This is a genomic window from Xanthomonas sp. Leaf148, assembly GCF_001423585.1.
Taxonomy (GTDB): Bacteria; Pseudomonadota; Gammaproteobacteria; order Xanthomonadales; family Xanthomonadaceae; genus Xanthomonas.
In genome coordinates this window covers 189,307-201,724 of the sequence record NZ_LMOP01000008.1, presented here as the reverse complement: position 1 = coordinate 201,724, position 12,418 = coordinate 189,307, and the positions used below count along the sequence as shown (strand labels likewise).

13 protein-coding genes are annotated in these 12,418 nt (G+C 65.9%); 3 read left to right on the top strand and 10 right to left on the bottom strand.

The genetic code is table 11. The features are described from left to right. Positions 1 to 176 precede the first annotated feature (176 nt). Positions 177 to 908: a 3-oxoacyl-ACP reductase FabG gene (fabG, locus tag ASF90_RS05570; protein WP_055847012.1), complete on the bottom strand. Its 732-nt coding sequence runs from the start codon at positions 906 to 908 to the stop codon at positions 177 to 179. A gap of 182 nt (positions 909 to 1,090) precedes the next feature. Between fabG and ASF90_RS05565 the strand changes: the two genes are divergently transcribed. Beyond that, positions 1,091 to 1,639 (top strand): hypothetical protein, encoded by a 549-nt coding sequence (locus ASF90_RS05565; protein ID WP_055850182.1) that lies wholly within the window; start codon positions 1,091 to 1,093, stop codon positions 1,637 to 1,639. An 8-nt stretch (positions 1,640 to 1,647) separates the two neighbouring features. Here the strand turns inward: ASF90_RS05565 and ASF90_RS05560 are convergent, their stop codons facing one another. The 8 genes from ASF90_RS05560 to xanC all read right to left on the bottom strand — a co-directional run bounded on the left by ASF90_RS05560 (position 1,648) and on the right by xanC (position 8,200). Next, positions 1,648 to 2,079: a hypothetical protein gene (locus ASF90_RS05560; protein ID WP_055847009.1), complete on the bottom strand. Its 432-nt coding sequence runs from the start codon at positions 2,077 to 2,079 to the stop codon at positions 1,648 to 1,650. Next, positions 2,066 to 4,432 carry an MMPL family transporter gene (locus ASF90_RS05555; RefSeq protein ID WP_055847006.1) on the bottom strand — a complete coding sequence of 789 codons (2,367 nt, stop codon included), beginning with the start codon at positions 4,430 to 4,432 and terminating at the stop codon, positions 2,066 to 2,068. Before ASF90_RS05555 ends, ASF90_RS05560 begins: the two co-directional genes overlap by 14 nt. 133 nt (positions 4,433 to 4,565) lie before the next feature. Then, a complete protein-coding gene (locus ASF90_RS05550; RefSeq protein WP_055850181.1) occupies positions 4,566 to 5,213 on the bottom strand; it encodes a LolA-related protein in 648 nt (215 codons plus the stop codon). Then, the gene (locus ASF90_RS05545; RefSeq protein WP_055847003.1) at positions 5,137 to 6,111 is read right to left on the bottom strand and encodes an acyltransferase; all 975 of its coding nucleotides are present in this window, start codon (positions 6,109 to 6,111) and stop codon (positions 5,137 to 5,139) included. Before ASF90_RS05545 ends, ASF90_RS05550 begins: the two co-directional genes overlap by 77 nt. After that, positions 6,108 to 6,335, bottom strand: a complete 228-nt coding sequence (locus tag ASF90_RS05540; protein ID WP_236699212.1) for a hypothetical protein — start codon at positions 6,333 to 6,335, stop codon at positions 6,108 to 6,110. The genes ASF90_RS05545 and ASF90_RS05540 overlap by 4 nt, the downstream gene beginning before the upstream one ends. 71 nt (positions 6,336 to 6,406) lie before the next feature. Continuing rightward, positions 6,407 to 7,156, bottom strand: a complete 750-nt coding sequence (locus ASF90_RS05535; RefSeq protein ID WP_055846997.1) for a lysophospholipid acyltransferase family protein — start codon at positions 7,154 to 7,156, stop codon at positions 6,407 to 6,409. Positions 7,157 to 7,209: 53 nt separating this feature from the next. Further along, complete coding sequence (locus ASF90_RS05530) at positions 7,210 to 7,893, bottom strand: ketosynthase (protein WP_082473429.1); 684 nt, start codon at positions 7,891 to 7,893, stop codon at positions 7,210 to 7,212. Between the two features lie 37 nt (positions 7,894 to 7,930). Further along, entirely contained in the window at positions 7,931 to 8,200 is a 270-nt protein-coding gene (gene xanC, locus ASF90_RS05525; RefSeq protein WP_011260626.1) for a xanthomonadin biosynthesis acyl carrier protein XanC, read from the bottom strand. Between the two features lie 588 nt (positions 8,201 to 8,788). On the opposite strand from xanC, the gene ASF90_RS05520 reads away from it, so the two are divergent. Further along, the gene (locus ASF90_RS05520) at positions 8,789 to 9,796 is read left to right on the top strand and encodes a hypothetical protein (protein WP_055846990.1); all 1,008 of its coding nucleotides are present in this window, start codon (positions 8,789 to 8,791) and stop codon (positions 9,794 to 9,796) included. A gap of 212 nt (positions 9,797 to 10,008) precedes the next feature. Further along, positions 10,009 to 10,359 (top strand): hypothetical protein, encoded by a 351-nt coding sequence (locus tag ASF90_RS05515; protein ID WP_055846988.1) that lies wholly within the window; start codon positions 10,009 to 10,011, stop codon positions 10,357 to 10,359. 57 nt (positions 10,360 to 10,416) lie between these two features. Here the strand turns inward: ASF90_RS05515 and ASF90_RS05510 are convergent, their stop codons facing one another. Next, positions 10,417 to 11,760, bottom strand: a complete 1,344-nt coding sequence (locus tag ASF90_RS05510; protein WP_193552641.1) for an AMP-binding protein — start codon at positions 11,758 to 11,760, stop codon at positions 10,417 to 10,419. Positions 11,761 to 12,418 lie beyond the last annotated feature (658 nt).

Sequence of the window (12,418 nt, the reverse complement as noted above, 5' to 3'; positions counted from 1 at the left end):
GGCGCGTTTTTCTTGAAGCGCACGTCATGCTTGTGCGATTCGACATGAAGATCGATGAGATCGGCTGTAAAGCCGATGGCACTCGGACGCCATCGGTTGTAACGCAATGTGCTATCGATCAACGCCGTCGTCGCAGCTAGCCACGCGCGCAACGCAGCAGCCTGGACGTCAGGCAATCAGCCCATGCCGCCATTGATGCCGATGATCTGGCCATTGATGTAACCGGCAGACTCCGAGCACAGGAAGGCGACCAGCGCGGCGACCTCGTCGGGTTTGCCGACGCGCCCGGCGGGCACCAGTTGTTTGATCACCTCCGGCGCGAAATTTTCGCCGACCATGTCGCTTTCGATCACGCCCGGCGCCACCACATTCACGGCGATGCCGCGGCTGGCCATCTCGCGCGACAACGATTTGGTCGCGCCATGCAATGCCGCCTTGGCTGCGGCGTAATTGGTCTGCCCGCGATTGCCCAGCACTGCCGACACCGACGACACGCTGACAATGCGTCCCCAGCGCGTGCGCGCCATCGGCAACAACAACGGTTGGGTGACGTTGAAGAAGCCGTGCAGCGACACATCGATCACCCGATGCCACTGCTCGGCGTTCATGCCCGCCATCGGCGCGTCGTCGTGGATGCCGGCGTTGTTGACCACGATCTGGATCGGGCCGGACGCCAATAGGTTCTCCAGCGCCGCGCCGCTGGCCTGCGCATCGGCCACATCGAAGGCCACCGCTTCGGCGCTACCGCCGTCGGCCACGATGGCGGCAACCACCTCTTGCGCGCGCGCCAGATTGCGATTGGCATGCACGATCACGTGCCGCCCCTGCGCCGCCAGATGGCGACAGATCGCACCGCCAAGATCGCCGCTGCCGCCGGTGACGAGTGCGCGTCGTGCAGCTGAGTTCATAAGCCACGAACCATATGAGCAGAGAAGGAGCGTTATCGTAGAGCAAGCTGCCTGCTGAAAGACGGACTCTTGGCACCCATCCCGTATTTGCCTAACCATGCCGCAAATCCGACCACTGCCGCTTGAGTACCTTCGAATCTGGCTGGTAGCTTCCAGGCATGCGCGGCGATGAACGAAACGAAATGAGTGCAGTGAACTTGGCGGGCCTTGGCAAACAAGGCGAGGACGCGATGAATTCCTGGCTGCAATTGCATGGCTTCAGCTATGTAGCCATTTGCCAAGCGCCGGATACCTTCGCGCCATTATTTGGCACTGCGGTTAAACGTCCGGATTTCCTGATGCTTTTGGAATCAATTGGCTTGATCGCCATCGACGTAAAAAACTACGTCCAGTTCAAGCACGCCAATCAGGCGTATTACAGCCTTCCCTACGAGAGCGAGCTCAAACGTGCGGTGGCGTTCGAACGACTGTTCCGCATTCCGGTTTGGTACGCCTACTTCAATCGCCAGGATGCTGGTCAGTCCTTCCATTGGATCAGCGCATTGAAGGCACTTGAAGTCGGCGAGATCAAGCCCGCGCGCGATGATAATCCCGAATTCCTCTCTATCGGCTTGGAGCATTTCGAGCATCTACACAGCGGCGACGACATTGCGCGGCTGTATGCGCACCGCCTGCCTAGCGTCGTCAAGCTGAGCGCACTGGTTGCAACGAAGACACACGCCGCACCCTGATGCAGATCTCAGGCCGCACCCAGCATTACCGTGGCACGGCCTTCGGCGAGCAGCTGCGCCTGATGGGTCAGACGGAAACTGTATTGCTGGCTGTCCTCGCCCTGCATCAGCACCTGCGCTTCGCACTCGATGGCATCGGGCAAGGCCTCCAGATGCGTCACATGCAATTCCACCGCACGCAGCGCAACCAGCATGCCCGGGCGCACCGGCTTGCCTGACTCTCGCCCCAGCAGGCCGCCATGCACGGCCATGGCCTGCGCGCCGTATTCGCACAGATGCAGCGCGCGCAGACGTCCATCGGCACGCAGCGGATGCGTGTCGCTGCAATGCGCATAACTGCGCACCACAATCCGCTGCGCATCCCAGGTCACCACCTCGTCCCACAGGCACATGCTGCCCTGATGGGGGATCAAGGCGGCGATTGCGTCACGTCCCTGCATGCGATTCTCCATTGCGTGTGCGCTCCAGTGCTGGTTCGCGCGACACCAGCAACGCGAGGATGAAATTGAACAACACACCCAGCGCCACCGTGCTGCCGATCGCGCGCAGCACCGGGATGCTGGAGGCGGCCAGTAGCGCGAACACCAGCAATGTCATCAGGCTGCAGACGATCAATGCATGCAGCGTGCGCAGCTGATCGGCGTGATCGTCGCCGGCGTGATCGAAAAACAAGGCGTAATCCAGGCCCAAGCCTGCGGCAAGAATCAGCGCGATCAAGTGGAACAGATTGAGCTCCACCCCGATGCCGCGCAGGATCGCCAGGATCAACACGGTGGTCAGCGCCATCGGCAACAGCACACGCACGATACGGCGCGGGCTGCGCAACGCGATCGCCACCGTCACCGCAAGCAACAACGCCGCCACACCCAGGGCGCCCAGCACGCGGCCGCGGTAGGCGGCCACCAGCGATTCGGACGCGTCCTTCAGATCCAGCAATTGCGCGCCGCTGCCCTGCACCGCCGCAGCCAACACCGCCGGGTCGTGCAAGCCGGTCAGCGACACCAGGGCAGTCGTGCGATCGCCGCGGCTCAGCAGCAAGCCGCCCACCGAGGTGGCCAGCGGCGAGCCGGTCAGATCCTTTGGCAGCAGCGGCGGCGCGCGCTTGGCGGCATCCAGATCCTGCAGGAATGGCGCGAACGCATCGCTGCGGAATGGCGTGGCCGCCACCGCGCGATCGGTCAGCGCGCGCGCCTGCGCTGCATCCGGCAACCCCGCCTGACGGGCCTGCTGGGTCTTGGCACTGGGCAGATAACGCGCGGCCATGTCATAGCCGGCCAGGGCGCCGTCGCGTACCAGCGCATCCAGCCGCGGCCGCAGGGATTCGCTGGCCTGCAGCGCCGCTTCATCGTTGGCGGCAGGCAGCGCGAGCACATAACGCACATCGGGCGCGCCCAGTTCCTGACGCAAGTGGGTGTCCTGCGCCAATGCCTTGGGCGGCACCGGGGTGAGTTTGGATAGATCGTTCTGCCAGAACTGGCCAGGCGCGAATGCGATCACCGCCATGCCGATCACCGCGATCACCGCCAGGCTGATGCGTGGCCGCGGCAGCCGCGCGATATCGCGCCACAGCGTTGCCAACAGACGCGAGTCGGCATAGTCGCGCGGGGCCGGGTCGATCAGCCACGGCAACAGCCAACGCGTGGTCACCGCCGCAGTGGCCAAACCGGCGATGGTGAACACCGCCAGCTGGCGCAGACCATCCACACCGGAGAACAGGAAGGTCACATACGCGATGCAGGTGGACACCACGCCGGTCGCCAGCGTCGGCCACAAATGCCGCGCGTTGTCGCGCGGATCCAGGCCGGGGCGTTGATGACTGAACAAATGGATCGGGTAATCCTGCACCACGCCGATCAACGTGAAGCCGAATGCCACGGTGATGCCATGCACGCCGTCGAACACCAGCGCCACCGCGCCCAGGCCAGCCAGGCCGGCGCTGGCCAGCGGCAACACGCCCAGCACCGGAATCTTCCAGCTGCGGTAGGCGATCATCAGCAACAGCACCAGACCCACCGTATCCAGCGTGCCGATCCACTGCGATTCGCCCTGGGTGCGCGCGGTGATCTCCACCGCGAATGCGCCCGGGCCGGTCAAGGTCAGCTGCGTCGTGGTGCCCTTGCTGACGGTGGCGAACGCCGCCTGCACGGCGTCGTAGGCCAGCTGCTGGCCGGTGGGATCGAAGCCGGCCGCATGCGTCTGCACGATCAACAGTGCCGAAGTGCCGGCGCGATCGAACCACACGCCATTACGCGTTTGCGGTGCGGCCGCCGGCTGCAGGGTCTCGGCCAGATGCAGCACTTCCAGCGTCGGGTCGCGCGGCAGCAGCGGCTCCACCATCGCCGCTGCCGGCGAGCCAAGATCCTGCACGCGTGACTGCAGCGCCGCTTCAAGCGTCGCCGCGTCCAGCGGTGCGGTGTCGAAGCTGTCGCTAAGCAGATAGCGATACGGCAGCAAGCGCTCCGGAATCGCCTCCAACCCCGCAGTGCCGCCGTTGCCGACCAGCTCGAACAGCGCCGGCTGCGCGGCCAATGCCTGGTGCAACTGCTGCGATTGCTCGGCCAGGGTGGCCGGGTCGCTATTGGACAAGGCCATCAGCAACAGCCGCGAGCCCGGGCCTTCGCCGAGTTCTTCGATCAGCAGTTTTTGCGCAGGCGTACGCGGGGCGGGCATGAACTTGCGAAGATCACCAGTAACCTTGAGCGTCTCGCTCAACCAGAATCCGGCCACCACCAGCAACGCCAGCCACAGCAAGGCCAAACCAAAGCGGCGGTTTGCGTTCAATTCAAACGGCATGCAACTGCCTCACTGCAACGGGCGACGCTCAATCCGCGTACGACATCGGCTAGCAGGGCGACGGCAACTTGGTTGCAAGCGCGCGATCTGGCGTTTTTGACGACGGCTACCAGCAAGGCCTGCCCGCGCGTGGTCACGCGCCCGGGCCGTGGCAGAGCGTGGTCAGCGCTGCGGCGTCGTTGACGCTGGCAGCCGCACGTGCCGCACCGGCCAGCAGCGTGCGTTGTGCATCGCCCTTGGCCGGAACGCTTTCGATGCAGCGCAGCTCATCGTTGCTGCCGTACAGGCGCAGCTCGCGCACCTGCTTGGCTACTGCGGCGTCCTTGGGCTGCAGGGTCAGTTGCCATGCCTGCGCCGTGCCTTGCCCGCTGAGGCGATACTGCTGCTCCAGCAGCGCGCGATCGCCCGACAGCAGCGCGCCGAAGCCGGACTTCAACCCGGCCAGTTCGGGCACGCGGCTCAAGGCGAACTTGCGTGGCGCTTTGCCCTCGCGTTCGAGCACGCCTTCGTCGCCGCGCAAGGTGGTGGTTTCGCGATACGGCGCACTCACCTCGCGCACCAACGTCTGCGCATCCGGGCGACGGTAATGGCCCTGCACGCGCAGCGGCGTTTTCAGCAGTGCAGAGCCGCGCAGTTCGACGAACTCGGTGCTGGCAGGGACCGGGCGTGCCAGGCGCTGCAGCACCTGGCCGACATCCAGGGCCTCAGGCGGTGCGGCGCATAGCGGTGCGGCGCTGAACAGCAGTATCAGCATCCACGGCAGGGTGCGGCGCATCGGCATGGTGGGTGTTCCAGAAATCGTAGAAGTTGAACCAGTTGTACGGCGCGTAGCGTGTGTAATGTTCCAGCCTGGCCGCGTAATCGCGCATGAGCACCGCCAGCACCGGCGCACGTTGCCTGCGCGGCACATCCAGTCCTTCGCTGAAGGTCTCGAATGCCAGCTCGTAATGGTTGCCGCCGCGATACAGGCCGAACGCCAGCACCACCGGCACCTTGAGCGCGGCGGCGATCAACCACGGCGAGGTCGGAAACATCGCATTGCGGCCAAGGAACATGGCCGGCAACGCCGGGTCGCCTTCGCGCGGGCGATCGATCAGCAGCGCCACCAGCGCGCCGGCATCGGTGGCGTCCTTGATCGCCATGACGATCGAGGTCGCATCCATGCCGGCATCGATGATGTTGGCGGCCAGCTGCGGGTTCAGCGCGCCCAGCAGGTCGGTCATCGCGCGGTTGTGGGCCTTGTCCAGCACCACCTTGACCTGCACGTCCGGGCGCTCGGTCGCCAGTACGCGCAGCGCATCGAAACTGCCCAGGTGGGAGCCGAAGATCAGCACGCCGCGGCCGCGGTCCATCTGCGTGTGCAGTTGATCCAGCCCGGTGATGTCGACGCGGAAGCGCTGCATCTGCCCGCACAACATGTACACGCGGTCCAGGATGGTCGATGCAAACGTATGGATATGCCGCGCCACATCGCGCAGCTTGGCCGGACGCCCCAGCACGCGTGCCAGATAAGCGCGCGAGGCGGCGCGCTCGGGCGCACGCACCAGCAGGAAGTACAGCGTGATCGGGTACAGCAGCGCGCGCCCCACCGAGCGCCCGGCATGCCGTGCGATCCCGCGGATCAGCCACAACGCGAAGCGCCCGCCACCTTCTGGACGCTGTTTCCAATGCTTGTTCATGCCGCGGCCTCCGCCACCAGTTCGCCGCTGACCAGCACCTCGCCGGCACGCTGCACGCGGAAGCGCCAGCGCGGGCCGTCGCCTTCCAGCATGACCGACGCGGTCTGGCCCGGCAGCAACGGCTGCACGAACTTCACCTGCGGCAGCCGTGCTGCGGCACGCGGGCCATGCAGCGCTTCCACGGCCTGCAGCACATGGTCGAGCACGACCACGCCAGGCACCACGGGGCGACCCGGAAAGTGCCCGGGCAGGCAGGGATGATCATGCGGCACGACGAAATCCATAAGCGCGGAACTCAGATCCTGGGTTGAAGCATTGCAGCCACGGCCTTGTGTGCCTGCTCGGTCAATTGTTGGCGATCCGGTGCATCCGGCCCGGTGACCGCGATCGGCTCGCCGATGCGCACGCGGATGATGCCGGGACGCACCCTGAACACACCATCCACCGGCAGCACCTTGCCGCAACCGTCCAGCGCCACCGGGACAACCTGGACACCAGCATCGATAGCGGCCTGCAGTAGCCCGGCCTTGAATGGCAATAATTCGCCGCTGCGGCTACGGGTGCCTTCGGGAAACAGACACAACTGTTTGCCCTCGCGCAACAGCGCGGCCGCCTGCCGACGGACCAGCGCCCCGGCGCGGCGGCTGTCGCGGTCCAGGAACAGCATGCCGGTGGCGCGCGCATACCAGTTCACGAACGGCACCTTGAGCATTTCTTCCTTGAGCAGGAACCGCAGCGGCACCGGCAAGGCGTAGAACAAGGCGCAGATATCGATGATGGACTGGTGGTTGCTGACGAACAGATAGTTCTTGGACCAGTCGACCCGCTCGCGCCCTTCCACGATCACCTTGGCTCCCGCGCCGCGGAACAGCACCGGCGACCACATCCAGCCGCCCATGCGCAACAGGCGGTCGGCATCGCGGGTGATCGCCAGCAGCACCAACGCATACACGATCCCGCCGGCGGTAAACGTCAGCGTGAAGGCCAATTGCAGCAGATTGAATACACCCCACGCCAGGCGCGACGGCATCCTTGCCAACGGCATTTTTGTTTTGTCCCCGAAACTGTGCACGTACGTCGCTGCCCCTGGCCACGCACTCAGCGCAGCAGATCGCGCCAGAAGTCCGGCCCGAGCCGCGCCATCTGGCGCAAGAAGTCTGGCAGGTTACGATAGGGACGCTGCGGAAACCAGCGCCCGCGCAATAGATATTCCCCAACAAAGAACCCGCCAACCACGCCGTACACCAGCAAATTGGCGAACAACGAGGCGCGTTCGTCGCTGATCGGCAGCGGCGAGGCATAACCCAATTGGGCCAGCACGCCACTGGGTTCGGCGCACAGGCCCAGCACCAGGTTGAGCAGGGTCAGCCCGCACAACAGCAGCGCCCAGGCCAGCGTCAGCCCACGCGTGTAGCGCAATTGCGCCGGCGTCACTGCCATGCCGGCCCGGCCGTACAGGCCTTCCACGATGCGGGTGATCAGCGGAGTGCGCCCGCGCCGCAGGCTGCGCCCGAAGAACCAGGCGACCCATCCGGTGAACACCACCGGCGGCGCCGCAAGCACCAGCATGGCGTGCGGCGAATGCCACAGCGCGCCCAGGCCGGCCAGGCTCACCAGCGCCAGCGCCCAGGCCCACGCGCGCCGCGCAACCATCGGTTCGATCAACACCATCAGCACCAGCATGACGCCGGCGATCACGGCCAGGTCGGAGCGATGGCTGGCGTTGGCCCAGTGGGCAAGCGGCGAGTACGCCACCGCCAGCAGCACGCCCAGCCCCAGCACCCACGGCGGGGCATCGCTGGGCGCGGCGGTCGGAACCTCAGACGGTCTTGTTGGCTTCGACATGCGCCGACAATGCGCGCAGCGACGCGAAGATGCGACGGTTCTCGTCGTTGTCCGAGCGCAGCTGGAAGCCATAGCGCTTGCTGATCGCCAGCGCCAGTTCCAGCGCATCGATCGAATCCAGCCCCAGCCCGGTGTTGAACAACGGCGCCTCCGGATCGATGTCGGCGGGTTGGACGTCTTCCAGGTTCAGACTTTCGACCAGGAGTTCGGCCAGTTCACGTTCGGCAGCGGTTTGCGAGGACATCCAGAAGTTCCAGGGTAAGGGTCGGTCAAAGTCGGAGCAGGCCACCGACAGCGTGCTGCAGGTGGCGGACGGCGCGTCGAGCCGGCAGTGTACGTGGCGTACCTGTCGATTCCGAGCGCCGGGCCCGCGTCGCGGCCGGCGATCGCCCTGTCATTGCGTTGGTCGGCATGCGTGGATCTCGGCGGCCGCACAGATGTCCGGGCTGCCGGTCAGGCTATCATGACTGCATGACGCTCGCCCGCTGCAGGTTCGTTTCAGGATGACTTCCACCGTTGTGCGCCCCACCCCGACCGCCAAGCCGGCAGCCGGGCCGGCTCCCGGACCGCAGTGTCCGGCTATTCTGATCAGGGGCGGCGGCCCGACTGGTTGCACAGCAGCGCTGACACCTGCCTGCCTCGGTAGGGCGATGCTGCGGCACGTACAGGTGCTGCACCCTCGCCTGCCTATCGGCGAGTCTCTGCGCGCAGTCCACGCCATCCCAGCACTCACATTCCTATCGACGATGCCGTACGTGCGGCAGGTGTGGCGCCCACGTCGGCGCCTGTCCACGCACGGCTTCGACGGCACCACCTTGCAACGAGAGACTCAATGACTGTTTCCCCGGCCCAGACCGCGCAGCCGCTGCGCCATCCCCGCCTGCAGGTCGATTATGTCGACCGGACCGACCCCGCGGCGCTGCTGACCGATCCGCAGGTGCTGGCGGTGTTCGGGTTCGGCGATGCCGCCCCGCGCCTGGACGACCCGCGCTATCTGCGCGTGCCGCTGCAGCCGTATCGGGCCGATGTGCTGGAGGTGTGGCGGACCGATGCGCTGGTGCGCAGTGGCCGCGACGGCAACATCGCCTGGTCCAGCGATGGGCATTTGCAGTTTGGCGTGATCGAAATCGACGAGCAGGATGTCGATATCGAAGACGCCGCCGCCAAGGCCTACGCAGAGCTGACCGCATTCGTCAGCGGCAGCGCCACACCGCGCCTGCTGCGCATCTGGAACTACCTGGATGCCATCACCCTGGGCAGTGGCGACCGTGAGCGCTATCGCCAGTTTTGCGTGGGCCGCGCGCGTGGTCTGGGCGCTTTCGACGTCGCGCAGTTGCCGGCCGCCACTGCGGTGGGCCGCTGCGATGCCGAACGCATCATCCAGATCTACTGGCTGGCCGCCGCCGATGCCGGCACGCCACTGGAAAATCCGCGCCAGGTCAGCGCCTACAACTACCCGCGGCAATACGGCCCGCAGCCGCCGAGTTTTGCGCGCGCCATGCTGCCGCCCGCCGGCAGCGACATGCCGCTGCTGCTGTCAGGCACCGCCGCGGTGGTGGGCCATGCCTCGATGCATACCGGCCAGTTGCTGGCGCAGCTGGAAGAAACCTTCGCCAACTTCGATGCCCTGCTCGGCGCCGCACGCACGCACGCACCGGCGCTGCCCGCGCAGTTCGGTGCCGGCACCCGCCTGAAGGTGTATGTCCGCGAGCAGGACGATCTGGCCAAGGTCGCGCAGGCCCTGGACACCCGCTTTGGCGACGCGGTACCGCGCCTGCTGCTGCACGCAGTGATCTGCCGCGATGAGCTGGCGGTGGAGATCGATGGTGTGCACGGCTGAGTGATGCCGTGCCTGCCGGCGTGCCGCAGATTGTGGCCGCCGGTAGTTCCGTGAAAACCGGGTGCGGCATGTATCGCGCAGATACCGCATTGCTCGCGGCCAGGCTGTTCCCTATTTCGCCACTGACCATGCGGCGCGTAGCCGCTGGCAGACCGTCGACATCGGTGAGATCGTGCGCTCAGTCGAGCAGACGACGCTCTCACGGAAACAGCATGCTTGTTCTCGCAATTCTCCTGGCGGCCGCAAGCCCTGCCGGAACGCAGAAATACGCAGGACAAGCGGCGTTCGAAGCGCTGGCAGATCAGGCAGATCGGCGCTGCCCAGCCCAACGAATCAGATCGATCACGCCAGGTGATCTGGATTTTGCGCAGGACGAGTTTCAGGCGCAGCTGACGCAGCGTGATCGCATGCGCTTGAGTGCGGCCAACACAGCAGATGCGCGCTGTGCGGATCAAAACGGATTGGCCTGCCAAGTGCATGCGACCCTGGAGGCGATGCAGAAAACTCAGCTGCTGACGCGTTTCTCGGCCTACCTCTGCGCTCATCCAGTACCCGGCCAGTGAGCAATCCACTCACGCAGCCGTTGGCATCGGCCTGCAGAGGGCATTGCCCAAATCTGCTCAGCCGTTGAGCAACCCCAGCACCACATCGCGCGGTAATTTGCCGGTTTCGTTGCGTGGCAGAACGGCGAGCTTGCGCAGGCGGCGCGGCAGGAATACCGGGTCGACGCTGACGCGCAATGCGGCAAGGATCTGCGCGTCGTCCAGGGTCGGAGCGACCACCAATGCGGCGATGCGGCCCACCGACTGACCTGCGTCCGGTGCCAGCTGCACGATGATGCCGTCGATCACGCCGGGGATGGCGAGCAGACGGCGGGTGAGGTCGGCCAGCGACGCGCGTTTGCCGGCGATTTCCAGCAGATCGGCCTGGCGTCCGCGCACCTGGAAAGTGCCGTCGTCGGCCACGTCCATCATGTCGGCCAGCAACACCGGCGTGGCCAGATGCGGCGCATGCACCAAGGTGCCTGCGGCCTGGGTTTCAAGACGCACGCCGGGCAGCGGGGTCCATGCGGCTTCCAGTGCGGTGCGGCGCACGGCGAATACGCAGGTTTCGGTGGAGCCGAACATCTCGCGCACTTCACCGCCAAACCGCGCTTCGGCTGCGGCGGCAACCTCCTGTGCCAGCGGTGCAGTGGCCGAGACGATGCCGGCCAGCGGCGGCAATGCCACCCCGGATTCGACCAGGGCACGCAAATGCACGGGCGTGGTCACCAGCACGCGCGGGGCGGGAATATCGGCCAGCGCGCGTGCCACATCGTCCGGGAAGAACGGCCGGCCCGCGTGCACTGCCAGCTCGGTCACCATCGGCAGCAGCACCGACAATTCCATGCCGTACATGTGCTGCGGCGGCACCGTGGCCACCACGTGCGGCACTGCGTCGGTGTGCGCCCACAGGCTTTGCAGCGCGACCAGATCCTGCCGGGTGCTGGTCAGAAAACTGCCCCAGGTCTTGGGATTGGGTTGCGGGCGACCGGTACTGCCGGAGGTGAAGCCGATCGCCACCAGTGCATCGTCGGCCAGCTGCGGAATCGGGCCGTCCGCCTGCGGCAGCGCGTCCGGCAGTTGCCAGTAGCGCGGCGGCGCCAGCTCCAACGCCAGATCGCCCAGGCAGTAGGCATCGGCGTGACCGGCCTGCACTTCGCCCACCACCGCCGGCGCGCGCGACGACGGCAGCAGCGACACCTGACCGCGCAGCGCGCAGGCATAGAACGCCACCATGAAGCGGTAGCGGTCTTCGCACAGATTGACCGCATGGCGGCCCTCCGGCAGCTGCTGCGCCAGGCCATGCACATGCGCGACGAAGGTCGCCAGATCCACCGACTGCCCCGCGCGCCACGCCAACGGCCGGCCAGGCGCGCCGACGGCCATGGGATGGGACACAACGGGAGCAGGCAGGCTGGACATGTGGATCGACAATCGCAAAAACGCGCTAGCTTGGCTGCCCCCCGGGCTGCTGGCAAGTCGGGAGGTTTCCGGCCGCTGTCCAGGCCGCGACGCGTAGCTGGCGCAGATGACAGGCGGGCAACCGCGGGACCTGGATGGCTGCACCGGTGAATCCTGCAATGGGTCCGCGCCGTCTGACGTGCGCGCGCTCACGTCGTAGGTCGCGCGTCGCACGTCGTAGGTCGCAGGCTTCGATACTGATCACTAGAAGTGCCACTGCATTGTTGTGTTAGCTCAATCGCACGCCAAGCACCTTTCAACAATGGGGCGGTGAGGTGCGCAGGATCTCCGTCTGGTGTTGGCGACCATGCATCTGTGGCCGAGCATTGCATGCGACGGTACAGCCACCTGCCGGCACCAGACCCACCGCGGGTCTTCGGCCTATGCGTATGGGGACGACGCGTTCGCTCATTGCGCTCCGGACATGCCTCCGTGACAACCGCGACGCCACTTGGCTGGGCACACGCGCAGCTGGAGCGCCGTCATCGGCAACGTGCAACGTCCGCAGCCCACAACATCCACGCGCACTTATTCGCCAGTGGCCTTTCAGCCTCTCGCAACGTCTACTGCAGACAGAGGCGGTAGACAGAAAGAAAGCGTCATGACGCAACGCAGCGTA